General features: G+C 70.3%; 19 protein-coding genes. 5 read left to right on the top strand and 14 right to left on the bottom strand.

All coding sequences use genetic code 11. The features are described 5' to 3' along the window. Nucleotides 1-67: 67 nt before the first annotated feature. Both FBY40_RS06860 and FBY40_RS06855 read right to left on the bottom strand, forming a co-directional pair. Complete coding sequence (locus FBY40_RS06860; protein WP_141937480.1) at nt 68-1,306, bottom strand: extracellular solute-binding protein; 1,239 nt, start codon at nt 1,304-1,306, stop codon at nt 68-70. Between the two features lie 68 nt (nt 1,307-1,374). Next, on the bottom strand, nt 1,375-2,556 hold the full coding sequence (locus tag FBY40_RS06855) for an ROK family transcriptional regulator (RefSeq protein WP_141937478.1): 1,182 nt from the start codon (nt 2,554-2,556) through the stop codon (nt 1,375-1,377). Between the two features lie 122 nt (nt 2,557-2,678). On the opposite strand from FBY40_RS06855, the gene FBY40_RS06850 reads away from it, so the two are divergent. From FBY40_RS06850 to FBY40_RS06840, 3 genes are all read left to right on the top strand, one after another. Then, nucleotides 2,679-3,158: a hypothetical protein gene (locus FBY40_RS06850; RefSeq protein WP_141937476.1), complete on the top strand. Its 480-nt coding sequence runs from the start codon at nt 2,679-2,681 to the stop codon at nt 3,156-3,158. A gap of 96 nt (nt 3,159-3,254) precedes the next feature. Next, nucleotides 3,255-4,775 (top strand): L,D-transpeptidase family protein, encoded by a 1,521-nt coding sequence (locus FBY40_RS06845; protein WP_235014649.1) that lies wholly within the window; start codon nt 3,255-3,257, stop codon nt 4,773-4,775. Nucleotides 4,776-4,815: 40 nt separating this feature from the next. Continuing rightward, nucleotides 4,816-5,784, top strand: coding sequence for an acetylxylan esterase (locus FBY40_RS06840; RefSeq protein WP_141937474.1), 969 nt, complete (start codon nt 4,816-4,818; stop codon nt 5,782-5,784). Between the two features lie 36 nt (nt 5,785-5,820). Here the strand turns inward: FBY40_RS06840 and FBY40_RS06835 are convergent, their stop codons facing one another. Next, complete coding sequence (locus tag FBY40_RS06835; protein ID WP_141937472.1) at nt 5,821-8,040, bottom strand: NADP-dependent isocitrate dehydrogenase; 2,220 nt, start codon at nt 8,038-8,040, stop codon at nt 5,821-5,823. Nucleotides 8,041-8,217: 177 nt separating this feature from the next. On the opposite strand from FBY40_RS06835, the gene FBY40_RS06830 reads away from it, so the two are divergent. Then, nucleotides 8,218-8,670, top strand: coding sequence for a GNAT family N-acetyltransferase (locus FBY40_RS06830; RefSeq protein ID WP_141937470.1), 453 nt, complete (start codon nt 8,218-8,220; stop codon nt 8,668-8,670). A gap of 7 nt (nt 8,671-8,677) precedes the next feature. On the opposite strand, the gene FBY40_RS06825 is transcribed toward FBY40_RS06830, so the two are convergent. The 10 genes from FBY40_RS06825 to FBY40_RS06780 all read right to left on the bottom strand — a co-directional run bounded on the left by FBY40_RS06825 (nt 8,678) and on the right by FBY40_RS06780 (nt 22,263). Further along, nucleotides 8,678-10,495: an ABC transporter ATP-binding protein gene (locus tag FBY40_RS06825; protein WP_141937468.1), complete on the bottom strand. Its 1,818-nt coding sequence runs from the start codon at nt 10,493-10,495 to the stop codon at nt 8,678-8,680. Continuing rightward, nucleotides 10,492-12,384: an ABC transporter ATP-binding protein gene (locus FBY40_RS06820; protein WP_141937467.1), complete on the bottom strand. Its 1,893-nt coding sequence runs from the start codon at nt 12,382-12,384 to the stop codon at nt 10,492-10,494. Before FBY40_RS06820 ends, FBY40_RS06825 begins: the two co-directional genes overlap by 4 nt. Before the next feature lie 260 nt (nt 12,385-12,644). Next, nucleotides 12,645-13,160 (bottom strand): methylated-DNA--[protein]-cysteine S-methyltransferase, encoded by a 516-nt coding sequence (locus FBY40_RS06815; RefSeq protein WP_141937464.1) that lies wholly within the window; start codon nt 13,158-13,160, stop codon nt 12,645-12,647. Then, nucleotides 13,157-14,845 (bottom strand): DNA-3-methyladenine glycosylase 2 family protein, encoded by a 1,689-nt coding sequence (locus FBY40_RS06810; protein WP_235014647.1) that lies wholly within the window; start codon nt 14,843-14,845, stop codon nt 13,157-13,159. Before FBY40_RS06810 ends, FBY40_RS06815 begins: the two co-directional genes overlap by 4 nt. Before the next feature lie 94 nt (nt 14,846-14,939). After that, nucleotides 14,940-16,979, bottom strand: a complete 2,040-nt coding sequence (locus FBY40_RS06805; RefSeq protein WP_141937463.1) for a hypothetical protein — start codon at nt 16,977-16,979, stop codon at nt 14,940-14,942. A 21-nt stretch (nt 16,980-17,000) separates the two neighbouring features. Next, nucleotides 17,001-18,089, bottom strand: a complete 1,089-nt coding sequence (locus FBY40_RS06800; protein ID WP_442922857.1) for a glycoside hydrolase family 130 protein — start codon at nt 18,087-18,089, stop codon at nt 17,001-17,003. Beyond that, nucleotides 18,086-18,925, bottom strand: coding sequence for a carbohydrate ABC transporter permease (locus tag FBY40_RS06795; protein ID WP_141937459.1), 840 nt, complete (start codon nt 18,923-18,925; stop codon nt 18,086-18,088). The genes FBY40_RS06800 and FBY40_RS06795 overlap by 4 nt, the downstream gene beginning before the upstream one ends. Next, nucleotides 18,922-19,908 (bottom strand): carbohydrate ABC transporter permease, encoded by a 987-nt coding sequence (locus FBY40_RS06790; RefSeq protein WP_141937457.1) that lies wholly within the window; start codon nt 19,906-19,908, stop codon nt 18,922-18,924. The genes FBY40_RS06795 and FBY40_RS06790 overlap by 4 nt, the downstream gene beginning before the upstream one ends. A 1-nt stretch (nt 19,909) precedes the next feature. Beyond that, a complete protein-coding gene (locus FBY40_RS06785) occupies nt 19,910-21,199 on the bottom strand; it encodes an extracellular solute-binding protein (protein WP_141937455.1) in 1,290 nt (429 codons plus the stop codon). A gap of 41 nt (nt 21,200-21,240) precedes the next feature. Further along, a complete protein-coding gene (locus FBY40_RS06780; RefSeq protein WP_141937453.1) occupies nt 21,241-22,263 on the bottom strand; it encodes a LacI family DNA-binding transcriptional regulator in 1,023 nt (340 codons plus the stop codon). A gap of 299 nt (nt 22,264-22,562) precedes the next feature. Here FBY40_RS06780 and FBY40_RS06775 point away from each other — a divergent pair, with 299 nt between their 5' ends. Continuing rightward, nucleotides 22,563-23,996 carry a dihydrolipoyl dehydrogenase family protein gene (locus FBY40_RS06775; protein WP_141937451.1) on the top strand — a complete coding sequence of 478 codons (1,434 nt, stop codon included), beginning with the start codon at nt 22,563-22,565 and terminating at the stop codon, nt 23,994-23,996. A gap of 17 nt (nt 23,997-24,013) precedes the next feature. Here FBY40_RS06775 and purH read toward each other — a convergent pair whose 3' ends face one another. Then, entirely contained in the window at nt 24,014-25,618 is a 1,605-nt protein-coding gene (gene purH, locus FBY40_RS06770) for a bifunctional phosphoribosylaminoimidazolecarboxamide formyltransferase/IMP cyclohydrolase (protein ID WP_141937449.1), read from the bottom strand. Nucleotides 25,619-25,620 lie beyond the last annotated feature (2 nt).

Here is a 25,620-nt window from a genome sequence, read left to right as displayed (position 1 = left end):
GGGTGGTTGCGAACCGGGTCGTGGGGCCGGGCCGGCGGCGCGAACACCGCCGGCCCGGAGGGAGGAATCAGCCGTTGAGGATGTCCTCGATCTGGGTGTCGACCTCGGCTGCGAGCGCGGCGACGTCACCGCCCTGAGCGATCTTGACGAAGAAGTCTTCCAGAACGCGAGATGCTTCGACCTCGGCCCAGTTCGCAGACGCGGGCGTCAGCTTGGCGTTGCTCGCGGCCTCGGCGAACGCAGCCGCTTCGGGGGAGTCGCCGAGGGTGGAGGCGAGCGACTTCTTGGCGGGGATCAGGCCGTTCTCGCCGTAGATCGTCTGGAACTCGTCGCTGAGGATGATCGCCAGCGCTTCCTTGGCGAGGTCGGGGTTGGCGGACCGGGCCGAGATGCCGATGTTCGACCCGCCGGCGAAGACCTGGGCGGGTCCTCCATCCATGCCGGGAAGCGCATAGACGAGCGGAGCGGCGGGCGGGTTCTCGGTCTCGCAGGCGCTCGCGAGACCCAGGGCCCAGTTCGGAGCGGAGAACTGGATCGCAGAACCCTCGCAATAGGGAGTCCACGGCTCGGCATTGTCGCCGTCCTTGGGGGCGGTCGACGCCGTCGTCATCAGCTCCTGCACCTGGAGGAGGCCGGCGACCGACTCGTCCGAGCTCAACTGCGCGTCCCACTCGCCGTTCGATTCGACGGCGATCTCGCCGCCGTTCTCCCAGATGAACGGAAGGGCGTTGTACCAGTCCTGACCAGCGAAGTAGATGCCCGACTTTCCGGGATTCGCCTCGGCGAGGGCGGTCGCCGAGGCGATGTAGTCATCCAGGGTCGCCGGCGCCTCGGTGACGAGCGCCGGATCGGCGAACACCACACGGGCACCGGAGTACAGCGGCGGTGCGTAGAACGCCCCGTCGTACGAACCGGCTTCGACGAAGCCGGGCAGGAGGTCGTCACCGCCCAGGGCCTCGAACTCGTCGCTGAGGTCGAGGAGGGCGCCGACGGAGGTGAAGGCGGGCGCCTGTGTGTTTCCGAACTCCACGATGTCGGGGCTGTCGGAGCTGGACAGGCTGGTGGTGAGCTTGTCGACCAGCCCCTCCCAGCTCTGCTCCTCGATCACGAGGGTGGAGCCGGGGTTGTCCGCCTCGAACGTCTCGACGAGGTAGTCGCGGGCCTCCTGCGGCGTGTCGGCGCCGACCAGCCACACGCGGATCTCGGCACCTTCGTCCGAGCCTGCCGAGCCCGTGCCGCCGGCGCAGCCGGCCAGCACCACGGCGCCGACCCCGAGCAGGGCGGCGCTCACGAGCGTCTTCTTCATAGCGTTCCTTCTTCTGGGTGGGGTCGGAGAAACCGACCGGGTGTGCGGGGAGCGGAAGTGGAAGGGCATCAGGAGACCCCGAGTTGACCGGAGAGCACCATGACGGCGGCGCCGCGCAGAACGATGTCCTGACCGTGCGAGGTCATTCGGATGCGCACCCCCTCGTGGAAGGGAGCGAGGGTGCGGGCGCGCAGGGTGTCGAGGGTGGCTTCCGCGAGGGGCCCCTCGAGCAGTTCGGGAGGGCCGGAGAGCACGATCTCGGACAGATCGAGGGTGGCGACCACCGGAGCCAGCGCGATACCGAGCCGCTCCCCCGCGTCGCGGAGCACGCTCTCGCGGGAGGCGTCGTCGGATGCGGCGGAGAGACGCGCGGTGAGCGAGGGGACCGAGAGCCACGCCTCGAGACATCCGATCTTCCCGCATGCGCACTGCGGGCCGCCGTCGGTGCCGACCGTGACATGGCCGATCTCGCCCGCGGCGAAGCGCGAGCCGCGCAGCGGGGTGCCTCCGGTGAGGAGTCCCGCGCCGACACCGCGGCCGACCTTGATGAGCATCACGTCGTCGGCGGCTCCCCCGAGGGTGTACTCGGCGAGGACGGCGGCGTTGGCGTCATTGGCCACCAGGACCGGCAGCCGCAGGGCGTCGGTCAGCGCGCGTTCCAAGTCGAAACCCACCCAGCCGAAGTTCGGCGCAGCGAGGATCACGCCGTGCTCGTCGACGACACCGGGGGTTCCCACACCGACGCCGAGGACGGGAGCGTGGGCGTCGGCGACGAGCGACCGCGCCAGCGCCACCGCGGTGTCCACCACGTCGGCGGCCGCCGCCGGAGCCGCCACCTCGTGCCGGGCGACGATCTCGCCGTCCAGCGTGAGCACCGCACCGATGAAGGTCTCGCTCCCCGACAGATCGAGGCCCACGATCCGGTGACCCGCGCGGTCGAGATCGACGAGGATCGCGGGCTTGCCGGGACCGGCCGCCTCGCGGGTGCCGAACTCGGCCAGGAAACCGTCGGCGATCAATTCCGCCACGAGGTCGGAGATGGTCACGCGCGTCAGCCGGGTTTCCCGGGCCAGGTCGGCACGGCTCATCGCCCCGCCGTGGAAGAGCGTCTGCAGCACCAGGGAACGGTTGTGCCGACGCGCCTGCTCGGGCAGCACCTTCGCGGTCTGACGGCGCCCGCGCGGCGGCAGACTCGGCGCCGGGGAGGCCGTGCCGCCGAGGGGTGTGCGAGAGGTGTCGACCGGGGTCATGTTTGTTAGTACACCTTACGAACTAAGTTCCGCGCAAGAGGCGATGTCGATCTGGAAGGAGTCTTTACGAATTCGTGATCAACGCCACTGACCTAGGGTGGAGGTCGACGAAGGAGGTCGCCATGCGATCCACAGCCACCATCGGCACCCTCAGCCTGCTCGCCGTCCTGGCCCTCGCCGGGTGCACGGGTGCGCCCGCCGCCTCCCCTTCCGAGGACTCCGCGCCCTCGCAGGGCACCACCGACGAAGGGTCGTCCGACACCTCGGGCGACGGCGGTCAGTCCACGCAGGACGCGTGCCTTCTCATCTCCGACAGCATCACCGAGGCGACCACCGAGTTCCAGGAGGCCTCGGCCGAAGACCCCGGCGCCGTCGCCGAGGCCGCCCGCGCCGCCGCTGACAGCCTGGCTTCCGCCGCCTCGCAGGTGACCAACGACGAGATCGCCGCACTTCTGCCCGAGCTCCAGGACATGTTCACGCAGACCGCCGAGGTGATGGACTCCGTCGCCAGCGGCGACCTCACCCAGATCGAGGATGCCGCTGCGATCGGCGAGTCGTTCCAGGTGACCGTGACGAAGTTCCAGGAGCTCTGCGCGCCCTGAGTCGTCGCACGCCGGGTCGTGATAAGACCGTTGTCCTCGCCGGTGACGGCGTCGTTTAGCATGGAATGACGACACTGACGCAGTCGGGGGGACCGCGTGACTGACCTTGTGACCCGGCCGAATGCCGACGGGGCCGCTGAACCGCAGCCGCAGGCTGTCGATTCCACCCAGCCGCAGGCTGACGACGTCACCGACGCGCCGTCGTCCGACGTCCCCGGCGCAGACGCACCGACCTACGCCTGGGCGCCCGCGGAACCCGCTCCGAAGAAGCGCCGCTGGGGCCTCTGGATCGGTGTGACGGCTGCGGCCGCCGCGATCGGCATGGTCGCGGCATCCGTCTTCCTCATCGCTCCGGGCACGGCGGTGGCCGGAGTACCCGTGGGCTTCATGACCCCCGGAGCCGCCGCCGCCGCGATCGAGAACCGTCTCGCCGAGACGACGGTCGTCCTCACCGGGCCCGGTGGCGACGCCGAGCTGACCGGCGCCGACCTCGGAGCCACCGTCGACGCGCAGGCTCTCGCCGAGACCGCCTTCGCCGAGCACCCCATGTGGAACCCGACCGGCTGGTTCCCCTCCCCGGTCGACGCCGAGGTGCAGCTCGATCCGGTGCTCGCCGCCGAGGCGCTGCAGGCCGCCGCCCCCGAGCTCTCCGTCTCACCCGTCGACGCCGCTGTCGCCTTCGACGCGGCCTCCGCGAGCTACCAGGTCACGCCCGCCGTTGCGGGCGAGGGCATCGACGCCGATGCCGTGCGGCAGAGTCTGCAGGATGCGTTCCTCGCGGGCGAGCAGCGCGTCGAGGTCGCACCGTCGCTCGCCGCGGTCGAGGCCGAGACCACCACGACGATCGCGGAAGCAACCGCCTCGCGACTGAACGCCATGCTCGACACCGCGGGGTTCTACATCGGCGAGGAGCGGACCGTACCGCTCGACCGCGCCGTCGTGGCCTCCTGGATCACCCTCGGCGACGGCGACCGCGGAACGATCTCGATCGAGGTCGATCAGGCGGGCATCCAGTCGGTCATCGACACCCTGCCCGGCCTGGTCAACCGTGAGGCCGTCAACGCCACCGTCATCACCAACAAGGCCGGTGCGGTCCTGCGCGAGGACGTGGCCGGCGTGAACGGTCGGGCGTTGGAGTCCACCGACGGTCTCGCGGCCGACGCCGCTTCGCAGATCACCGCCGGCGACGGCGTCATCGAGCTCGGCGTCACCGAGACGCCCTTCACCACGGTCGCTCTCGCCCGCTCGGTCGAGGTCGATCTCAGCGCGCAGCGGGCCTACCTGTTCGAGAACGGCAACATGGTGGAGTCGTTCACCATCTCGTCGGGCACCGCCGCCACGCCCACCCCGACCGGCAACTTCACCGTCTTCGCCTACACCCGCATCCAGGACATGGGCGCGCTCTGCTACAACCCCGATGCGGTGAACAGCTACTGCACCGAGGACGTGCCCTACATCACGTGGTTCGCACCCGACATCGCGTTCCACGGCGCATCGAACTTCCGCTCGTCGCTCGGCTTCCCGCAGAGCCACGGGTGCGTGAACATGTGGGATGACGCGGCACGCTTCATCTACGAGTGGACCGCCACCGGCACCGAGGTCAGCGTCTACTCCTGAGGCGCGGCGATCGACGCCGGGAGGGCGCTACGCTGACCCGGTGCCCCGCTTCGATCTGAGCCCCGCCGACCTGACGACCTATCGCCCCACCGTGGCCGAACCGGCCGATTTCGACGAGTTCTGGACCGGTACGATCGGTGCCGCCCGCGCCGCGGGCGGCGACGTCGTCGTCACTCCGGTGGCCACGCCCCTCACCCTCATCGACACCTACGACGTGACGTTCCCGGGCTTCGCGGGCGACCCCGTCAAGGCCTGGCTGTGGGTGCCGCGCGGCACGGACGGACCCCTTCCGGCCGTCGTGGAGTTCAACGGATACGGCGGCGGCCGCGGACTCCCCCACGAGCGTCTGTCCTGGGCCAACGCTGGGTACGCCCACCTCTTCATGGACACCCGCGGGCAGGGAAGCGGCTGGGGTTCGGGCGGTGAGACACCCGACCCGCATGGGTCGGGGCCCGCGGCATCCGGATTCATGACCCGCGGCATCGACGACCCCGCGACGTACTACTACCGACGTCTCTTCACCGACGGCGTTCGTGCCGTCGACGCCGTGCGCGGGCTGCCGCAGATCGACCCCGCCCGCGTCGCGGTCACGGGCGGCAGCCAGGGGGGCGGGATCGCCATCGCCGTGGGCGGGCTGGTCGAAGGTCTTCGCGCCGTGATGCCCGACGTGCCGTTCCTCTGCCACTTCGAACGCGCCGTGGGCCTCACCGACGCCGACCCGTACCAGGAGATCGTGCGCTACCTCCGGGTGCACCGGGGCGCCGAGGAGCGGGTCTTCCGCACCCTGTCGTACGTGGACGGCGTGAACTTCGCCGCTCGGATCTCCGCGCCCGCGCTGTTCTCGGCCGCCCTGCACGACATGATCTGCCCGCCGTCGACGGTGTTCGCGGCGTACAACCGCGTGCCGGTCGACGACAAGGCGATCGAGGTCTACCCCTTCAACGAGCACGAGGGCGGGCAGTCCTACCAGTGGCTTGTGCAGGCGGCGTTCCTGCGCGAGCGACTGTAGGCGGCCCGCCCTCGTGGCGGCGGCTCGGCGACCGGGTCAGGCGATGCCGTCGATGATCCCGTTCAGAGTCGCCGAGGGGCGCATCACCTGCGCGACCCGTTCGGGGTCGGGACGGTAGTAGCCGCCGATCTCAGCGGGCGAACCTTGCACGGCGATGAGCTCATCGACGATGCGCTGCTCGTTCTCGGCGAGCGCCTCGGCGATGGGCGCGAAGGCTGCGGCGAGCTCGGGGTCGGCGCTCTGGCGAGCCAGCTCCTGCGCCCAGTACAGCGCGAGGTAGTAGTGGCTCCCCCGGTTGTCGATCGTGCCGAGGGCGCGGCCGGGCGACTTGTCGTTCTCGAGGAAGGTCCCGGTCGCGGCATCCAAGGTATCGGCCAGCACCTTCGCCTTGCCGTTGCCGGTCACATCGGCGAGGTGCTCGAGCGATGCGGCGAGGGCGAAGAACTCGCCCAGCGAGTCCCAGCGGAGGTAGTTCTCGGCGACGAGCTGCTGCACGTGCTTGGGCGCCGATCCGCCGGCGCCGGTCTCGAATAGCCCGCCGCCGGCGAGGAGCGGCACGATCGACAGCATCTTGGCGCTCGTTCCGACCTCGAGGATCGGGAAGAGGTCGGTGAGGTAGTCGCGCAGCACGTTGCCGGTGACCGAGATCGTGTCCTCACCGCGACGGAGGCGGTCGAGGGAGTACTGCGTCGCCTCCGCGGGGGCGAGGATCTCGATCGTGAGGCCGTCGGTGTCGTGGTCGGCGAGGTAGGTGTGCACCTTCTCGATGAGCGTGGCGTCGTGGGCGCGGGTCTGGTCGAGCCAGAACACCGCGGGAGCGCCGGTGGCGCGGGCACGGGTGACGGCGAGCTTCACCCAGTCGCGGATCGCGACATCCTTCGTCTGCATCGCCCGCCAGATGTCGCCCGCCTGCACCTCGTGCTCGATGAGCACATCGCCGGCGGCGTTGACCACCTGGACGGTGCCCGCAGCCGAGATCTCGAACGTCTTGTCGTGGCTGCCGTACTCCTCGGCAGCCTGGGCCATGAGCCCGACGTTGGGCACGGTGCCGATCGTGGCCGGGTCGAGCGGACCATGCGCGAGGCAATCGTCGATGACCGTCTGGTAGACGCTCGCGTAGGACGAGTCGGGGATGACCGCGAGCGTGTCGTCTTCGCCGCCGTCGGCTCCCCAGAGCTTGCCGCCGTTGCGGATCAGGGCGGGCATCGACGCATCGACGATCACGTCGGAGGGGACGTGGAGGTTGGTGATGCCCTTGTCGGAGTTGACGTACGACAGGCGCGGTCCGCCGTCGAGGTCGGCACGGATGGCCGCTGCGATCTCGTCGCCGCCGTCGACCTTCGACAGTCCGGCGAGGATCGCGCCGAGTCCGTCGTTGGGGGTGAGACCGGCCGCGGTGAGAGCCGCGCCGTGGCGTGCGAAGACGTCGGGGAGGAAGGCCTTCACGACGTGGCCGAAGATGATCGGGTCGCTGACCTTCATCATCGTCGCCTTGAGGTGCACCGAGTAGAGCACGTCGTCGGCCCGGGCGGTCTCGATGGTCTCGGCGAGGAAGGCGTCGAGGGCCTTCGCGGAGAGGAACGTGGCGTCCACGATCTCGCCGGGGAGCACCTTGATGCCGTCCTTGAGCACCGTCTCGGTGCCGTCGGCTGCGACGTGGCGGATCGTCAGCACATCGTCGGTGGGGATCAGCACCGACTTCTCGTTCGAACGGAAGTCGTCGTGGCCCATGGTCGCGACCCGGGTCTTCGACCCTTCGGCGAACGGCTTGTTGCGGTGCGGGTGCTTGCGCGCGTAGCTCTTCACCGACAGCGGCGCGCGACGGTCGCTGTTGCCCTCGCGCAGCACCGGGTTGACCGCGGAGCCCTTGATGCGGTCGTAGCGGGCGCGGATGTCCTTCTCCTCGACCGTGCTCGGCTCGTCGGGATAGGCGGGGATGTCGTATCCCTGGCTCTGCAGCTCGGCGATCGCAGCCTTCAGCTGCGGGATCGACGCGGAGATGTTGGGAAGCTTGATGATGTTGGCCTCGGGAAGCGTGGCGAGACCGCCGAGCTCGGCGAGGGCGTCGCCGACCTGCTGCTCGGGCGTCAGGTTCTGCGGAAAGGCGGCGAGGATGCGGCCGCCCAGCGAGATGTCGCGGGTTTCGATGTCCACACCCGCGGTGCGCGTCACCGCCTGCACCATGGGCAGGAAGGAGGCCGTCGCCAGCGCGGGCGCCTCGTCGGTGTAGGTGTAGATGATGGTGGATTCCGTCACGTCACTGTCCTTCATGCGGCCTCTGCCGGCCGTCGTTCGACTGTCGTTCACGTCGCATCCCACCCTATCCCAACCGGCTCAAGTATCTTGACGTCGAGATACTTAGGGAGGTGGTCTCGGGTGTCATCGAGCGACCTCGGCGCGCGTGACGAGACCTTTCTCGCTAGCCTGTCGGGTATGGCCGAACTTCGCCTCGAGGAACTGTCCGCGTCCACGATCGTCGCGGTCAACAACATGTCCCTGAAGCCCGGCCAGGAGGAGTTCCTCTCGCCGGTGAGTTACGGGATCGCCGCGACCGTGGTCAACCCGCAGACGTCGTGGCAGCGGGTGGTGCTCGACGGCGACGAGGTGGTCGGCTTCGTCAGCGCCAACTTCGACCCCGATTTCCCCCAGGAGTACTTCCGCTCCGTGCTCTGGCGCATCAACGTCGACGCCGACGATCAGGGCCGCGGTGTCGGGCGGTTCGCGGTGGAGCAGCTGCTCGCCGAGGCCCGCTCGCGCGGTATGAGCTCGGTCAACGTGATTTACGAGGCCGGCGAAGGCGGCCCCGAGGCCTTCTTCCGCCGGGTCGGTTTCACGCCCGTCGGTGAGACCGAGTACGGCGAGGTCATCGCCGAGGTCTCCCTCTAGCCGCGCGTCAGACCAGGGACTGCCGCCACGCCCGATGCAGCTGGGCGAACTTGCCGTCGCCGCTGATGAGCGCGTCGGGGGTGTCGTCCTCGATGATGCGGCCGTGCTCCATCACCAGCACCCGGTCGGCGATCGCGACGGTCGACAGGCGGTGGGCGATGATGATCGCCGTCCGATCGGCGAGCAGGGTCTGCAGCGCCTCCTGGATCGCGCGTTCGCTCGGGATGTCGAGCGACGCCGTCGCCTCGTCGAGGATCAGCACCGCGGGGTCGGCGAGGAAGGCACGGGCGAACGAGATCAGCTGACGCTGCCCCGCCGAGACCCGGCCGCCGCGCTTGTTCACGTCGGTGTCGTACCCGTCGGGCAGCTTCTCGATGAAGGCCTCCGCGCCGACCGCCCGCGCCGCGGCACGGATCTGGTCCATGGTGGCGTCGGGCTTGCCGAGGGCGATGTTGTCTGCGACCGTCCCGCTGAACAGGTACGCCTCCTGCGTGACCATGACGATCGCGCGCCGCAGGTCTTTCGGGTGCAGGTTGCGCAGATCCACACCGTCGAGCGAGACCGATCCGATCGTCGGGTCGTAGAACCGCGAGACGAGCTTCGCCAGCGTCGACTTCCCCGCCCCGGTCGTGCCGACGAGCGCGATCGTCTGGCCCGCAGGGATGTCGAGGGTGAAGTCGGGCAGGATGACGCGGTCATCCCCGTATCCGAAGGTGACGCCGTCGAACCGCACGTGCCCGCGCGCCGACCACAGGTCGACCGGGCGCTTGGGGTCAGGAACGGTCGGCTGCTCTTCCAGCACGCCCGACACCTTCTCCAGCGCCGCGACGGCGGACTGGTAGGAGTTCAGGAAGAACGCCACCTCCTGCAGCGGCGAGAAGAAGTTCCGCACGTACAGCACCGCCGACAGCAGGAATCCGAGCCCGAGCGCTCCGGTCGACACCCGGATGCCGCCCCAGAGCACCACCATCGCGATGGCGACCGAGGCGACCGCCATCAGGCCCGGTTCGAACGTTCCGAACAGGCGGATGGAGCGGATGTTGACGTCGCGGTAGCTGAGGGCGAGGTCGCCGAACTCCTTGTCGTTGCGCTCCTCGCGTCGGAAGGCCTTGACGGCGCGGATGCCCGTCATCGACTCCACGAACTTCACGATCACCGACGCGCTCACCACCCGCGACTGGCGGTAGACCATCTGCGAGCGCTTGTAGAACCAGCGCATGAGGAGGAAGAGCGGGATCCCCATGATGATGAGGATGACGCCGGACTGCCAGTCCACGAGCAGCAGCGCGATGAGGGTGAACAGACCGAAGAGGATGCCGGAGACGAGCTCGTTGAGCCCGCCGTCGAGGAGTTCGCGGATGGTGTCGAGGTCGCTCGTCTGCCGCGAGATGATGCGGCCCGACGTGTAGGACTCGTGGAACTCCAGGCTCAGCTTCTGGGTGTGCAGGAAGATGCGCTTGCGCAGGTCGAGCATGACCGCCTGGGTCAATCGTGCGGCGACGACCACGTACCATCCGATGAGGGCGGCTCCGCCGATGCCGCTGACGAGGTAGAGGCCCACGACGACGATGGTGGGCATCCAGTCGTTGCGGTCCACCACGGCGGGCAGGGCGTTGTTGATGCCGAATCCGATGAGCGCGGGGCCGGCGACGCGCAGCGCCGTGGAGACGACGAGCACCGCGGCGGCGAGCACCAGCTGCCAGCGCACGGGCGCGATCAGCGACCCGAGCAGCCGGAGCGAGCGGCGCCGGATGGCGCGGCTCTCTTCCCGGGTGTAGTCGGAGCGGTCTTCGCCGCTGGTTCCGGTGACGGTGGCCGAGCTCATCGGGTCACCTCCTTCTCGAGGGCGTCGAAGGGTTCTTCGCGGTCTTCGGCCGAGGCCTCGAGCACATGCGACGGGTCACGCGCCTCGCGCTCGGCGAGCTCGAGGCTGGAGATGACGTGCCGGTAGTGCTCACTCTCCCGCAGCAGGTCGGAATGGCGGCCCACCGCGGTGACACGCCCCGCTTCCAGGAGCGCGACGCGGTCGGCGAGCATGACGGTCGAGGGGCGGTGCGCCACCACCAGGGCGGTGGTGTCCTTCAGCACGACGCGGAGCGCGTCTTCGACGAGCGCTTCGGTGTCGACGTCGAGCGCCGACAGCGGGTCGTCCAGCACCAGCACGCTGGGTCGGGCCGCCACCGCCCGCGCGAGTGCGAGACGTTGACGCTGGCCGCCCGAGAGGCTCAGCCCCTCTTCGCCGATGACCGTGTCGACGCCGTCGGGGAGGTCGTAGACGAAGCTCGCCTGCGCGACCCCGAGCGCCTCGTGCAGGATGCGATCGGCTTCCTCCGAGCCCGGCTCGAGGTCTTCGCGCCCCAGGAGGATGTTCTCGCGGACGGTCTGCGAGAACAGCGTCGCGTCTTCGAAGGCCATGCCGATGTGACGGCGGAGCTCCTTCAGGGTCAGGTCGCGGACATCCGTCCCATCGAGGGTGACCCGCCCGGCGGTGACGTCGTAGAGACGCGTCGGCAGGGTGGTGAGTGTGGTCTTGCCGCTTCCGGTCAGCCCCACGAGCGCCATCGTCTCCCCCGGCTCGAGCACGAGGTCGATGCCGTTGAGCAGATCGGCTTCGTGGGCGCCGGCGTCCTGGTAGCGGAAGTGGGCGTCTTCGAAGGCGAGCTGACCGCGCACGTTCGACAGCTGCACCGGCCGGGCGGGATCGGTGATCGTGTTCTCCTCGTCGAAGACCTCGAAGATGCGGTCGGTCGCCGTCCGCGCGTCGAGGGTGAAGGAGAAGAGGAACCCGATCGACTCCATCGGCCAGCGCAGCACGGTGGTCATGGCGAAGAACGCGATGAGCGCGTCGACCTCGAGCTGACCGGTCGCGGCGAGGTAGATGCCGGTGCCCAGGCACAGCGCGAAGGCGATGTCGGGCAGGATCACCAGCCAGAACCAGATCCACCCGACAGCGCGGGCCTTGCGCAGCTCTGTCTGGCGGAGGGTTTCGGCCTGGCGGGCGAACTTCTGGAGGGCGTGCTTGCCTCGACCGAAGGCCTTCAGCACCCGGATGCCGTGGACGCTCTCCTCCACGGACGTCGCGAGGTCGCCCGCCTGGTCCTGACTCTGGCGGGCCAGCGTGCCGTACGCCTTCTCGAACCGGTAGCCGGCGTACCACAGCGGCGCCGACACCACGAGGAACACGGTGCCCAGGAGCCAGTGCCAGCGGAAGAGCAGCGCGGTGCCGACGACGATCGTCAGCACGTTCACCACGAGCAGCACGAGGCCGAAGGCCATCCACCGGCGAAGCGTGCTGATGTCCTGCATCATCCGGCTGAGCAGCTGTCCCGACTGCCAGCGATCGTGGAACGAGACCGGAAGACGCTGCAGGCGGGAGTAGAACGTCTGACGCAGCTCGTACTCAACCATCGTGGCGGGGGCGAGCACGAACCAGCGACGCAGATACACCATCGCCGCCTCGGCGATGCCGAGCCCGAGGATGGCGGCGGCGCCCCAGCCGATGAGGCCGATGTCACCGGAGTTGATCGGCCCCTGGATGATCGCCTCGAGGACGAGCGGGATGGCCAGGGCGAGGAGGCTGGCGATGAGCGCGCTGCCGGCGCCGAGGGCGAGGCGCGGGAGCACGGGACGGACGAACGGCAGCAGCCGCGCGAGTGCGCGGGCGGTGGACAGGTGGGCTTTCGCGGATGACGCGGGCGGAGCGGAGGAAGTCATGATCCTTGGTGGGACGTGGCGGAGAAGCGCTCACTCGTGGCGAGACGCGGAAAGAAGCGCTGCTCGAACGAAAACGCTCGGAGCGCGGCGGTTATGCCGGAAGAGAACCCGAAAGCTGCGAGCTACCGCGCCGCGGGGAGGACGGCGGCGATCTTCGCGACGTGGTCGACCTGATACATGGCATCCTCCAGGGTGTGGGGTGATCCGAAGCCGCCGCGGTCGCGACAGCCCTCCAGACTAAACCTGGGAAGAGGCTGTGATCAAGAGGCAGTTCGCGACAGGGCGAACCGGCTTTCGCGATCGAGGAGTGAGCGTTTGACCTCGAGTCCCCACGCGAATCCCCCGAGGGTGCCGTCGGAGCGGAGCACGCGGTGGCACGGGACGAAGAGCGCCGGCGCATTGCGCGCGCAGATCGAGGCCGCGACGCGGACGGCGCGAGGGTTGCCGAGCCGGGCGGCGAACGCCGTGTAGGTGAGCGGCTGACCCGGTGAGATGCCGCGGAGCGCCTCCCATCCGGCTCGCTGCAGGGCCGTGCCGTGCTGGCGGACCGGGACGGCGTCGATGGCCGTCGCGTCGCCGGCATAGTAGGCGGCCACCGCAGCGGCCGCCTCGGTGTCGCCCTCGACGACCGCGTCGGGGCGGCGGGCCGCGGCGAGGCGCGCGAGGAGCGCGGCGTGGTCGGCGGTCCACCCCGACGCCTCGACGAGACCCTCGCGCTCGAGGATCGTGAAGGCGCCGTCGGGAGTGTCGAGGGTCTGGATGATCGCGGTGCTCATGAGGCGGTCCTCCGGCGGGTCGGTGCGGTGACGGATGCGTGATCGGCGGGGCGCAGGGCGACAGGTGGCGCGGGTGAAGCGTCGGGCGCGGGGTCGGCCATACGGCTGCCCGCGCTCGCGGGGGTCGTGGTGGTCCGCGGGGTCTCGGCGGCATCGGCGCGCCAGGCTCGCGTCACGGGTGCCGCGTACCAGAAGTGGGCCATCGCGTAGCTGCGCCAGGGCGCGGTGCGCTCGGCCCACGCCGTGAAGGTGCGGGGGTCGGCGGGGAGGCCGAGGGCTGCTGCCCCGGTGCGGGCGGCGACGTCGCCGGGCAGCAGCACATCGGGATCTCCCAGCACGCGCATGCGCACGTAGTCGGCCGTCCACGGGCCGACGCCCGGGAGGGCGAGCAGTCGGAGGCGCTGTTCGGCCCTGTCGTCGCCCGGGCCGAGCGCGAGGGTGCCCTGGGCCAGCGCCGCGGCGACGGCGATGACCGACCGCACGCGCGCCGCCGGTCCCCGCAGCACCTCGTGGCCACGCTCGGCGATCACCTGCGGATCGGGAAAGAGCGTCATCGATCCCCCGGGGGTCTCGACGTCGGTGCCGAGGGCCGCGGCGAGCCGCCCCTGCATCGTGCGCGCCGCGGCGACGCTGATCTGCTGGCCGATCATCGCGCGCAGAAGCATCTCATCGGCATCGATCGCCCCGGGTACGCGCACACCCGGGATCTCGGCCACTGCAGCACGGAGCTCGGGGTGGATCGACAGCGCCTCGTCGACCGCCAGCGGGTCGGCGTCGAGGTCGAACAGCCGCCGCACCCGGGCGATGAGGGTGCTCAGGTCGTTCAGCGACGACGGCCGGGCGCGCAGGCGCAGCCGGCCACCCTCCTCGCGCACCTCGAACCAGGCGGGTCCGGCGGGCAGCCGCACGACCCGCGCGAACGAGGCCGCGTCGCCGCGCTCGACGCCCGGAACGGCGTGCGCGCGCATCCAGCCGAACAGTCCCGCGGTGTCGATGGGCCCGCGGAGCGCGAGGGCGAGATCGATCGTTCCGGGGGCGGGGTCGCTCGTCCCGGGCACGACGACTGACCCCGGGGTGGCCTGGCGCCTGGCGCGGAGGTCGCGCGGCGGCATCCCGAACACCTCGCTGATCGTGTCGGTGAACTGGCGGACGCTGGAGAAGCCCGCGGCGAAGGCGACATCCGCCGAGGACAGGTCGGTGCCGACGAGGAGGGTGCGCGCGGTGTGGGCGCGTTGCGCCCGAGCGAGGGCGAGGGGGCCCGCGCCGAGTTCGGCGGTCAGCAGACGGGTCAGATGGCGCGCGGAGTAGCCGAGTCGCCGGGCGAGGCCGGGCACTCCCTCGCGATCGACGACGCCGTCGATGATGAGTCGCATGGCACGGGCGGCGAGGTCGCCGCGGATGTCCCAGGCGGGAGATCCGGGTGCCGCTTCGGGCAGGCAGCGTTTGCACGCGCGATAGCCGGCTTCGTGCGCGGCGGCCGAGGTGGCGAAGAAGGTGACGTTCTGCTCTTTGGGTGTGCGGGCGGGGCAGCTCGGCCGGCAGTAGATACCCGTCGAGCGCACCGCGGTGACGAACTGCCCGTCGAAGCGCCGGTCGCGCGACTGGATGACCCGGTAGCGTTCGGCGAAGCCCATCTCGCGGGGCGTGCCCTGCACCGGCGGAGGCGCCGTCTCAGGAGTCGTCATGACCCCAGCCTGTCACGCTCGGGGGACAGGTTCCGGCGGAAATCGGACACGGGGGTGGGTGCCCCTGGCACCCACCCCCGTGTGTGTTCCGGACTCAGCCCTCGGCGAGCGCGAACCCCCCGCGCGGGACGACGACGCGCGTCTCGCCCGTCACCGAGGTGGTGCGCACGAGCTCTCCGGTCTCGTCGAAGACGCGGATCGTCGACTCGACCCCGTCGGCGCCGAGGGTCGCTCGCTGCGTGCCGGTCGCGGTCGACTGCACGAGCTCGGTGCGCGCACCGTCTCCCTCGAGCACGAGTCGCGACAGCCACGGGCGCACGAGGATCGCGTCGAGCATCAGCTCACCGCTGAGGGCTTTCACGCTGACCTCGTCACGGTTCGCCGACAGCGGGGCGGTCAACGCATACGGCAGCAGCACGCCCGCTGTCGGCGAGATGCCCTGCGCGGGTCCTGTCACCGTGAGCTGCCCGCCCGACCGCCAGGTCGACCTCGACGTCTCGCCGGGGTCGGACCACACGACCGGCTCGAGCCAGCGCCGCGTGTCTGCGGGACCGACATCCCAGGTCGCCTCCTCCCCCGAGGCGAGCGTCAGGGCGTCACCCGACCAGCTCGACTCGCCCGTCCACGACTCGGGGGTGGTGACGGTGCCGTCGGTGGTCACGGCGGCCTCGGCTTCGACGACACGCAGCCCGTCCTGCACGCTGACGGTCGTCAGCGCCGTGGCGCGCGCCGCGACGGCGGGGTGCGCATCGAGGGCGAGCATCGTCAGCAGGCCGTGGATGGCACTTTCTGCACCGCTGTTGCGGTTGATGGAGCCGTCGGGCTGGAGCCCGTCGTAGGTGACACCGGTCGCGGCGTCGTACATCGGCTCCCCCGCCCGGTTCGCACCGAAGTACCACGCCGCCTGCAGGCCCGCGAGACCCTCGAGACCGGCAGAGCCCGTGGCATCCGCCACCGACAGCAGCGACTGCACGCGCGAGTCGACACCGTACGCGATCTGCACCCGGTCGGTGGGGCTGGGGAACCAGCCGTTGTCCGCCCCGCCGGCGGTCAGCAGCGTCGGGGTGAAGACGGCGGTGTCGGCCACGGCGGGTTCGAGCAGCGACGGGTCGTCGAGGACGTCGGATGCCACAGCGAGAGCCGCCGGCATCTGCGACGCCCACGCGTGCCACATGCTCCGCGACTGCGCCCACGGGAGCACCGCGCCGTACGGCCACGACTTCTCGTCACCGGCCGACATCGCCGCGATGCCCTCGGCGAGCTTCGCCAGCGCGTCGCGCGCCGCGGGCGCGTCGGGTCCGGCGGCCACCCGCGCCGCGAGTCCGATCACGGCCTCGGCCGAGGCATCCGCTCCGTCGACGATCAGCCACGCCGGAACGCGCAGTCCGTCGGATTCGGTCCACTCGCCGTAGCGCGAGAGCACCTGCCGGTCGAGGGCCTGGAGAGCGAGATCGAGCCGCTCGTCGAGGAAGGACGCGAACGCGGGGTCGACGTCGGCGAAGGCGGCGTAGCCCTCGCCGAGCGCCCAGATCGTGCGGGCCAGCCAGTAGCTGGCGCCCGAGTCCGACGGGTCGGGGAGCTCGATCGGCTCGGCCGAGGGGTTCAGGGTGCCGTCGGGCTGCATCCACAGCACGACGTTCCCGGCGTTCGGGCCGGTCACGGTCTGCATGTAGGTGAGCCCCCGCAGAAGCTCGTAGGCCTTGTCGGCGCTCGCCTCGTCGCCCGTCTGCTCGAAGTGCCGGAGGTAGACCACCGCGGCGCGGGAGATGTCGTCGGCGTTGTACGCCCCCTGCCCCCAGTACCCGGTCTCGGGGTCGAGGGGCCCGCCGCCGACCCGCTCGAACGTGCCGCCGCCCCGGGCGTCGGCGTAGGTCCAGGGGAAGGTCAGGGCGGGCTCCTCGGCCAGCCTGTAGGTGGTGTGCCCTTCGACGTCCGCGGGCGGGGTCGCCTGGTCGAGCAGGAAGTCCAGGTGCGCGAGGTTCGTCAGCGGCGCGGAGGGGACGGATGCCGCGGGCGCGACCCCGGACGGAGCCGGCGCGGAGGCTGCCGCGGGGCTCACGAGCCCCACGGTCAACGCCACCACGGCGGCGCCGGCGACGGCCCAGCGCGCACCTCGTCGTGCGTGCGTGTTCATGTGCTTCTCCTTCTCAGTCGGTCAGTGCGTCGGTGCGTCGGTGCGCTCCAGCAGCGCGACGCCGATCTTGGAGTCGGCCATGCCGTAGAAGACGAAATGGCGTCCGTCGATCTCCTCGATCGCGGTGGGGAAGACGACGTTCGGCACGATGCCGCTGCGCTCGTCGTCGGTCTCGGGCCGCAGGAGCGGCTCGGGGGTGCGGGCGATGACCCGGCTGGGGTCGTCGGCGTCGAGCAGCAGCGCCCCGGCGGCGTAGTTGACCTTCTGCTGCTGGGAGAAGGCGTTGTCGATGACGCCCGTCACCCCGTGGTGGAGCACCAGCCACCCCTCGGGCACGCGCAGCGGCGGCGGGCCGCCGCCGATCTTGACCTCCTCGAACGCGAACTCCGGCCCCGCGACGAAGCGGTGCTGCTCCCACAGCACGAGGTTCGCGATGTCTTCGCGCACCGCATCGAGGGGGACGTAGCTGATCCAGATCGACTGGCGCTCGTCGGTGACACCGGCGGGCACCCGCACGCCCTGGCCGGGCCTGGTCTCACCGAGATCCCACATGGGGCGGTGGAGCACGGCGAGGCTGAGCGTGCCGTCGGGTGCGGACACCGGCTCGGGGAAGAACACGGTGTCTTTGTTGTGGAACAGGTTCAGGTCCATGTCGAGCGCGTCGTCGTACCGGAACAGCGCGGGACCCAGGCGGCGCCACTGACGGAGGTCGGGCGAGACCGCGAGCGCGGTCCGGGGCCCGAGCGGACCGTAGGCGACATAGGTCATCACGTGCAGCCCGAGGGTCTCGATCCAGGTGACCCTGGGGTCTTCGACGCCGGCGTTGTCGGCTCCCCGCTCCCACCCGCGGTCGGGCTCGAGCACGACACCCTCGCGCTCGACTCCCGCCGGCACGCCGTCGTCGAGCACGACGCGGGCGAGGCCGACCCGTGAGACGTTGCCCTCGGCGACGAGCCGGGGCAGGAGGTAGAGGGTGCCGTCCGGGCTGCGACCCGAGGCGGGGTTCAGCACCCCCTCGGCCTCCTGCGGGTCGCCGGGGGTCGGTGTCATCACGACGCCGACGCGGGTCATCCGATAGGGAACGGTGGTCAGGGGGGATGTCATGGTCATCCTTTCACTCCGGATCCGAGGTCGTTGCTGGTGAAGTAGCGCTGGAAGACGAGGAACAGCGCGACGGCGGGCGCGGCCAGGACGACGGCGCCCGCGAGGGTCGCGCCGAACGGGTTGGCGGTGGACGCAGCGATGTTCGACAGGAAGTTCGCCAGCGACACCGCGAGGGGTTGCATGGAGGCCTCCTTGGTGATGAGGAAGGGCCAGAGGAACTCGTTCCACGGGCCGATGAAGGTCAGCAGCACCACCGTCAGGAGCGCCGGGCGCACGAGCGGCAGCGCGACGTTCCACAGCAGCCGCAGCTCACCGGCGCCGTCGATGCGGGCGGCGTCGAAGAGCTCTTTGGGAAGCTGCAGGAAGTACTGACGGAAGATGATGATGGCGGTGGAGTTGATGAAGAACGGCAGGATCATGCCGGCGTAGGAGTCGGCGAGCCCGTAATCCCGGGCGATCATCACGTAGAGCGGGATCATCAGCAGCTGGAACGGGATGACCTGCACCAGCAGCACGAGCGAGAAGGTGGCGCTCCTCCCCCGCCAGTGCAGCACCGCCAGGGCGTACCCGGCGAGCACGCCGAACACCACGGTGCCGAGGATCACACCGCCGGTGAAGATGCCCGAGTTCGCCAGGCCCTGCAGCAGGTCGATCCGCGCGTTGATGGCGCCGTAGTTGTCGAGCGTGAGGTTGCCGGGGTCGGGGAATGCTCCACTTGGCGACGGATCGACCGTCGTCTGCAGCGACCCGATCACCATGTAGTAGAAGGGGAAGAGGAACGCCAGCGCGCCGAGGCTGAGCACGACGTACATCGCGGCGGAACTGCCGAGTGCGCGTTTCATCGGTCCTCCCCTCCCACGAAGCGGCGCTGGAGCGCCGCGATGACCAGCACGAAGATGATGAGGATGACCCCGATCGCCGCGGCGATGTCGGGGTTCCCCTGCTCGATGCCGCGCTGGTAGATCAGGAGCACCGGGGAGGTGGACGCGCCGTTGGGTCCGCCCCCGCCGGTGAGCAGGTAGGGCTCGGTGAAGAGGTTCGCCCCGGTGATGGTCGCCAGCAGCACCACGAGGAGGGTGGCCGGGCGCACGCTCGGCACCGTGACGGAGAAGAACTGCCGGATGCGGCCGCCGCCGTCCATCGACACCGACTCGTAGAGCTCGCGGGGCACGTTCTGCAGCGCCGCGAGGTAGAGCAGGATGTAGAACCCCAGTCCCTTCCACGTGACGAACAGGGCGATGGTCGGCATCGCCAGCGCAGAGTTGATCAGCCATGACGGGTCGGGCGCGAGCGGGCCGAGGATGTTGTTGACCAGGCCGTTACCCGAGAAGAGGAACAGCCACACCGCGACCACGGCCACCGACGCGGTGACGTAGGGGACGTAGTAGGCGACGCGGAAGAAGGTCTTCGCCCGCGCGACGCGATCCAGCGCCGTGGCGAGCAGCATCGACAACGCCACCGTCAGCGGCACGTTGATGACGAGGAAGATCCCCACGTTGCCGAACGAGCGCCAGACGTCGGGGTCGCTCAGCACCGTGACGTAGTTGTCGAACCCGACGAACGGGCGGTCCACGACCGCCCCGGGCGCGGCGAAGAAGTAATCGTGGAACGACATCCACACCGCGAACACGATCGGGTACGCGAAGACGACGCCGATGAAGATCAGATACGGCGCGGCGAAGACGAGGCCCAGCGGATGCGAACCCAGGATGCGGCGCAGCATCCCCTTCGGTCGCTCAGACCCTCGTGCGCCGTCCCGTCCGGGCGCCTCCCGGTCAAAGCGCGCGTCGGCGCCCTGACCGGGAGTGCCGGTGGAGACGGTCATCTCAGTCTCCCGCCGCCAGGTCGTCGACCTCGGTCGCGGTGCCGGAGAGGAACGCGGGGATCTCACCCTCGCCGAAGATCACCGCCTCGGAGTATCCGTCGCGGAACGTCTGCCAGATCTCGACCGAGTTCGGCACGTTCGGCACCTCGACGGTGCGCGAGGCCTGGTCGCCGAACTGCTCGTAGGCGGGGTTCGCCGCGAAGTAGTCGGGGTAGGTGCCGGTGAGGTCCTGGCGCAGCGGCATCTGGCCCGTGGCCTCGAGCCACAGTCCGTCCTGCTCCTCGCTGGTGGCGAACTTCAGCACGTCCCACGCGGTGCCCTTGTTCTCACAGGCGGTGAAGAGGCCGACGTTCTTGGCGTCGCTGAAGGTCCAGGTCTCGTCGGGCGCGGTGCCACCGGACGTCGGGACCGGAACCGAGCCCCACTCCACGGTGTCGCCGTAGACCGAGATGGCCCACGGGCCGACGATCGCCATGGCGGCGTAGCCGTCCGCGAACGCGTCGCCCTGGTACTGCTCCTGGCCGGCCAAGCCCTCGGCGTAGAGGGTGCGCCAGAAGTCGGCGACCGCTTCGCCCTCGGGGCTGTCGAAGGTCGCGGCCCCGTCCTCGACCAACTGGGTACCACCGGTTTCTGCGGCATAGAGCGGGTAGAAGTCGAACCACGACTGGAAGAACTCGCTCGTCGGTGCGGGGTTGATGGCGTACTCGGCCACGCCCGCCTCGCTGAGGGTGCGGGACGTCTCGAGGAACTCGTCGTAGGTCGACAGGGACGGGTTCTCAGGGTCGAGTCCGGCCTCGGCGAAGAGCGCCTTGTTGTAGAAGATCATCACGGGGTTGCTCTTCCACGGCATCTGGTAGAAGCCGCCGTCCTCCGAGCGGTACTGCTCTGCGAGGTCGCCCGAGCGCTCGGTGATGTAGTCCTCGCCGTCTTCGAACTCGGTGAGGTCGACCAGCCCTCCCTGGCGCTGGAACTCCGGCACCGCCGCGGGCGAGGTGTTGAAGATCAGGCAGGGGGCGTTGCCGGCGGTGATGGCCGCGCTGATGACCTCTTCGCTGGACGACCCGGCGGGGATCTCCTGAGCGGTGATCTGCTCGTCGGCGTTCTCGGCGTTCCACGCCTCGACCATCTGCTCGGCCCAGGCGATCTCGGCTTCGTTGTTGGAGTACCAGATCGTGATGTCGCCGCGGCTGTCCATGCCGCCGGCGCCGCCGCCGCCGCTGCCGCCGCTGCAGGCGCTCAGGGCGAGGATGGCCGCGGCGGCTCCCGCCACGGGAATGATGCGTCGTCGCATGTTCATCTCCTTGTGCGTGCGGGCGGTGCCCGCGGGTGGTGTCAGCCGCGCGGCGCGCCGGTGGAGGCGCGCACGACGAGCCGGGGGTCGGGGAGGTCGATCGCGCCGGCCTCGGCGCCGGCGATGGCTTCGAGCAGCGCCTGCGCCGCCGCCGCGCCCCATCCGCGGGCGTCGGTGGAGACGCTCGTGATGGCGGGGTGGACGTGACGACCGATCTCGATGTCGTCGAAGCCGGTGATCGACAGGTCGCGCGGCACGTCGAGGCCTCGCCGCTGGGCGACCCCCAGGCCGGCGATGGCCATGTTGTCGTTGGAGTACACGATCGCGGTCGGCGGCGTGGCGGCATCCAGCAGCTCTTCCGTGACGCGGGCGCCGTCTGCCGCGCTGAAGTCGGTCTCGACGGTGCGGGAGCGGATGCCGCGGGCCGCCGCCGCGTCTTCGAACGCCGCCGCACGGTGCCGGCCGTGGAGCATCGAGAAGGGACCGGCCGCATGGGCGATGTCGGTGTGCCCCAGGTCGGCGAGGTGGTCGACGGCGAGGCGGATGCCTGCGCCGTCGTCGACCGAGATCGAGGTGAAGGGGCTCGCCACGTCGGGGACACCGAGGGTCACGGCGGCAAGACCGAGCTCGCTGATGAGCGCGATGCGCTCGTCACCGGCGCGGAGGTCGGAGAGGATGACGCCGTCCACGCGTCGGTCGGCGGCGAGGCCCCGGTAGGTCTCGGCCTCCTGACGGCCAGGAGTCGCCGCGGCGAGCACGAGGACCTGGCCCGACACCGAGAACTCGTCCTCGACTCCGGCGATGAACGAGGGGAAGAACGGATCGGCGGCGATGACATCGGGGCTGCGCCCGATCACCAGGCCGCAGGCGAAGGCGCGGCCGACGCTGAGGGAGCGGGCACGGAGGTTCGGGCTCCAGCCGAGCTCGGCGGCGGCGGAGAGGATGCGGTCCCGCGTGTCGGGGGCGACTCCGGCACGACCGTTGAGGGCGAACGAGACGAGGCCCTTGCTGACCCCCGCACGTCGTGCGACGTCGGCGATGGTGGGGCGGGCGTGCTGCGTCATCCGTCACCTCTTCGTGTCGTGAACCGGGTTCTAAACCGGTTAAGTGCAACCCTAAAGCGGTTTAGTCCTGCGCGCAACCCCTCCGCGCGGCTCCCCTCCGCCCAGCGCCCCTCCTCGCCGCCTGGCCGACCCCTCCTGCCCGCCTTGGCCGCACTCCTCCCGAACTTCGGAGAATGCGGCGATCTTCGGGGTGAACGCGCTGGACGCTCCGAACTACGCGCGAATCTCCGACGCCCGTGGCTCGAGGGGAGGACCCGCAACCTCGCCGCGCGCGGGTGCGCGGCGTTAGGGTCGGGTCCATGGACATCACCCGTGAGTACGACGTCGTGGTCATCGGCGCCGGGGCGGTGGGCGAGAACGTCGCCGACCGCGCGGTGCAGGGGGGCATGAAGACCGCCATCGTCGAAGCCGAGCTCGTCGGCGGCGAGTGCTCGTACTGGGCGTGCATGCCGTCCAAGGCTCTGCTGCGAAGTGCTGCGGCGCTGCGGGCGGCGAAGGCAGTGGATGGCGCGAAGCAGGCGGTGACGGCAGACCTCGACGTGTCCGCGGTGCTGCGCCGCCGCGACCGCATCACCCACGAGCGGAACGACGACTCGCAGGTGCAGTGGCTCCAGAAGGCCAAGATCGACCTCGTCCGCGGTCACGCGCGCCTGGACGGCGAGAAGCGCGTCGTGGTGACCGACGACGAGGGCATCGACACGATCCTCATCGCGCGACACGCGGTGGCCGTCTGCACCGGTTCGGCGGCGCTTCTTCCCGACATCCCGGGGCTGCGCGAGGTCGAACCGTGGACGAGTCGCGATGCGACCGCGGTGCAGCATCCTCCCGCATCCCTGACGATCCTCGGTGGCGGGGTCGTGGGCGCCGAGATGGCGACCGCGCACGCCGGTTTCGGCACAGAAGTGACGCTGGTGGCTCGTTCGGGGCTGCTCGGCGGCGCCGAGCCGTTCGCGGGAGAGATGGTCGAGGAGGCGCTTCGCGGGCTCGGGGTCGACGTGCGGACGAACGTCGAGGTCACGCGCGCCCGCGCCGCCGACGACGGGCTCGCCGTCCTGGAGCTGTCGGACGGATCCGAGGTCGCGGCCGAGCGCGTGCTGGTCGCCACCGGCCGCGTCCCGCGCACCACCGACCTGGGTCTGGAGAGCGTCGAGCTCGAGGCCGGCTCCTGGCTCGACGTCGACGACACGATGCTCGTGCGCGGCACCGACTGGCTCTACGCCGTCGGCGACGTCAATCACCGCGCCCTCCTCACCCATCAGGGGAAGTACCAGGCGCGCGCCGCCGGCGACGTCATCGCCGCCCGCGCGAAGGGCGCTGCGGTCGACGACGCGCCCTGGGGCGTCCACGTCGCGACGGCCGATCACGCCGCCGTGCCGCAGGTGACCTTCACCGACCCCGAGGTCGCGTCGGTCGGACTCACCGCCTCCGCCGCCGAGAAGGCGGGCCTGACCGTGCGGGTCATCGACTACGACCTGTCCTGGGTCGCGGGGGCATCGACGGTGTCGGACGACTACGTCGGGCGAGCGCGCGCGATCATCGACACCGAGCGCGAGGTGCTCGTGGGAGCGACCTTCGTCGGCCCGGATGTCGCCGAACTCCTCCACTCCGCCACGATCGCCGTCGTCGGCGAGGTGCCGCTCTCGCGGCTGTGGCATGCGGTGCCGTCGTATCCGACGGTGAGCGAGGTGTGGCTCCGCTTCCTCGAGGAGTACGGTCGCCCGACGGCCTCCTGAGAGGCGCCGCCGCGCGCTCAGTGGAAGAAGTGCCGCTCCCCGGTGAAGAACATCGTCACTCCGGCGTCGCGCGCAGCGGCGATGACCTCGTCGTCGCGCACCGATCCGCCGGGCTGCACGATCGCCGAGACGCCGGCGTCGATGAGCACCCGCGGCCCGTCGGCGAAGGGGAAGAAGGCATCGGATGCCGCGACCGAGCCGGTCACACGCTCACCCGCCCGCTCGACGGCGAGACGGCAGGAGTCGACCCGGTTGACCTGCCCCATGCCGATGCCGACGGTGGCGGAGTTCTTCGCCAGCACGATGGCGTTCGACTTCACCGCGCGGCACGCCTTCCAGGCGAAGATGAGGTTCGTCATCTCGTCTTCCGCGGGCCGGTCGCCCGACACCAGCTGCCAGTCCTTCGCGACCGACTCGATGTCGTCGGGGAACCGGTCGGCGTCCTGCAGCAGCAGGCCGCCCGAGACGAGACGCACGTCCATCCGCTCCTGCCGCCAGTCGGCGGGCAGCTGCAGGATGCGCAGGTTCTTCTTCAGCCGGAACACCTCCAGCGCCTCCGGCTCGAAGTCGGGCGCGACGATGACCTCGGTGAAGATGTCACGCAGGTTCTCGGCCATCTTCAGCGTGACGGTCCGGTTCGCTGCGATGACGCCGCCGAAGGCCGACACCGGGTCGCACTCGTGTGCCCGCAGGTGCGCCGATGCGATCGGATCGAGGGCGTTCGGCGCCGTGACGGCGATGCCGCACGGGTTGGCGTGCTTGATGATCGCCACCGCGGGCTTGACCATGTCGAACGCCGCGCGCAGGGCCGCATCGGCGTCGACGTAGTTGTTGTACGACATCTCCTTGCCCTGCAGCTGCGTGGCCTGGGCGATGCCGTGTCCACCGACCCGGGTGTAGATCGCCGCGCGCTGATGCGCATTCTCGCCGTAGCGGAGGGTCGCCAGACGCTCGGCCTTGATCGTCAAGTGCGCCGGGAGGTCTTCCTCGGCGAGCGTCCCCTCGGCGAACCAGGCCGCCACCGCGGTGTCGTACGACGCGGTGTGCGCGAACGCGCGGGCGGCGAGCTCGCGCCGCTGGGTCAGAGTGGTGCCGCCGCCGCGGACAGCCTCGATGATCGCGGGATACGACTCGGGAGAGACGACGATGGCGACATTGGCGTGGTTCTTGGCCGACGCGCGCACCATCGCGGGACCACCGATGTCGATCTGCTCGACGACCGTGTCGCCCTCGGCGCCGGAGGCGACGGTCTGAACGAACGGATAGAGGTTGACCACGACGAGCTCGAAGGCGCCGATGCCGAGCTCGGCGAGCTGACGCTCGTGGTCCTCCAGCCGCAGATCGGCGAGGAGCCCCGCGTGCACAGCCGGGTGCAGGGTCTTCACACGTCCGTCGAGCGACTCGGGGAAGCCGGTCACGGACGAGACGTCGGTGACCGGGAATCCGGCGTCGCGGATCGTCGCCGCCGTCGACCCTGTCGAGACGATCTCGACGCCGGACGAGGCGAGTGCCTCGGCCAGCGGCAGCAGATCGGTCTTGTCGCTCACCGACACCAGAGCGCGGCGGATCGGCACGACATCGCGGTCGCGGTACAGGGACGGGTCGTGACTCGGGCCGGCCATGG

It is taken from the genome of Microbacterium sp. SLBN-154 (genome assembly GCF_006715565.1).
In the GTDB taxonomy this organism is placed as follows: Bacteria; Actinomycetota; Actinomycetes; order Actinomycetales; family Microbacteriaceae; genus Microbacterium.
Note: the sequence above shows the minus strand (reverse complement) of the source record. Positions and strands in the feature narration are given on the sequence as shown.

What these genes read in the sequence shown, in the direction of transcription:
- FBY40_RS06850 (WP_141937476.1), top strand. Translation starts at nt 2,679, where the DNA reads ATGCGATCCACAGCCACCATCGGCACCCTCAGCCTGCTCGCCGTCCTG.
- purH (WP_141937449.1), bottom strand. Translation starts at nt 25,618, where the DNA reads ATGGCCGGCCCGAGTCACGACCCGTCCCTGTACCGCGACCGCGATGTC.
- FBY40_RS06855 (WP_141937478.1), bottom strand. Translation starts at nt 2,556, where the DNA reads ATGACCCCGGTCGACACCTCTCGCACACCCCTCGGCGGCACGGCCTCC.
- FBY40_RS06860 (WP_141937480.1), bottom strand. Translation starts at nt 1,306, where the DNA reads ATGAAGAAGACGCTCGTGAGCGCCGCCCTGCTCGGGGTCGGCGCCGTG.
- FBY40_RS06820 (WP_141937467.1), bottom strand. Translation starts at nt 12,384, where the DNA reads ATGACTTCCTCCGCTCCGCCCGCGTCATCCGCGAAAGCCCACCTGTCC.
- FBY40_RS06775 (WP_141937451.1), top strand. Translation starts at nt 22,563, where the DNA reads ATGGACATCACCCGTGAGTACGACGTCGTGGTCATCGGCGCCGGGGCG.
- FBY40_RS06805 (WP_141937463.1), bottom strand. Translation starts at nt 16,979, where the DNA reads ATGAACACGCACGCACGACGAGGTGCGCGCTGGGCCGTCGCCGGCGCC.
- FBY40_RS06830 (WP_141937470.1), top strand. Translation starts at nt 8,218, where the DNA reads ATGGCCGAACTTCGCCTCGAGGAACTGTCCGCGTCCACGATCGTCGCG.
- FBY40_RS06815 (WP_141937464.1), bottom strand. Translation starts at nt 13,160, where the DNA reads ATGAGCACCGCGATCATCCAGACCCTCGACACTCCCGACGGCGCCTTC.
- FBY40_RS06790 (WP_141937457.1), bottom strand. Translation starts at nt 19,908, where the DNA reads ATGACCGTCTCCACCGGCACTCCCGGTCAGGGCGCCGACGCGCGCTTT.
- FBY40_RS06780 (WP_141937453.1), bottom strand. Translation starts at nt 22,263, where the DNA reads ATGACGCAGCACGCCCGCCCCACCATCGCCGACGTCGCACGACGTGCG.
- FBY40_RS06785 (WP_141937455.1), bottom strand. Translation starts at nt 21,199, where the DNA reads ATGCGACGACGCATCATTCCCGTGGCGGGAGCCGCCGCGGCCATCCTC.
- FBY40_RS06795 (WP_141937459.1), bottom strand. Translation starts at nt 18,925, where the DNA reads ATGAAACGCGCACTCGGCAGTTCCGCCGCGATGTACGTCGTGCTCAGC.
- FBY40_RS06800 (WP_442922857.1), bottom strand. Translation starts at nt 18,089, where the DNA reads ATGACCATGACATCCCCCCTGACCACCGTTCCCTATCGGATGACCCGC.
- FBY40_RS06810 (WP_235014647.1), bottom strand. Translation starts at nt 14,845, where the DNA reads ATGACGACTCCTGAGACGGCGCCTCCGCCGGTGCAGGGCACGCCCCGC.
- FBY40_RS06825 (WP_141937468.1), bottom strand. Translation starts at nt 10,495, where the DNA reads ATGAGCTCGGCCACCGTCACCGGAACCAGCGGCGAAGACCGCTCCGAC.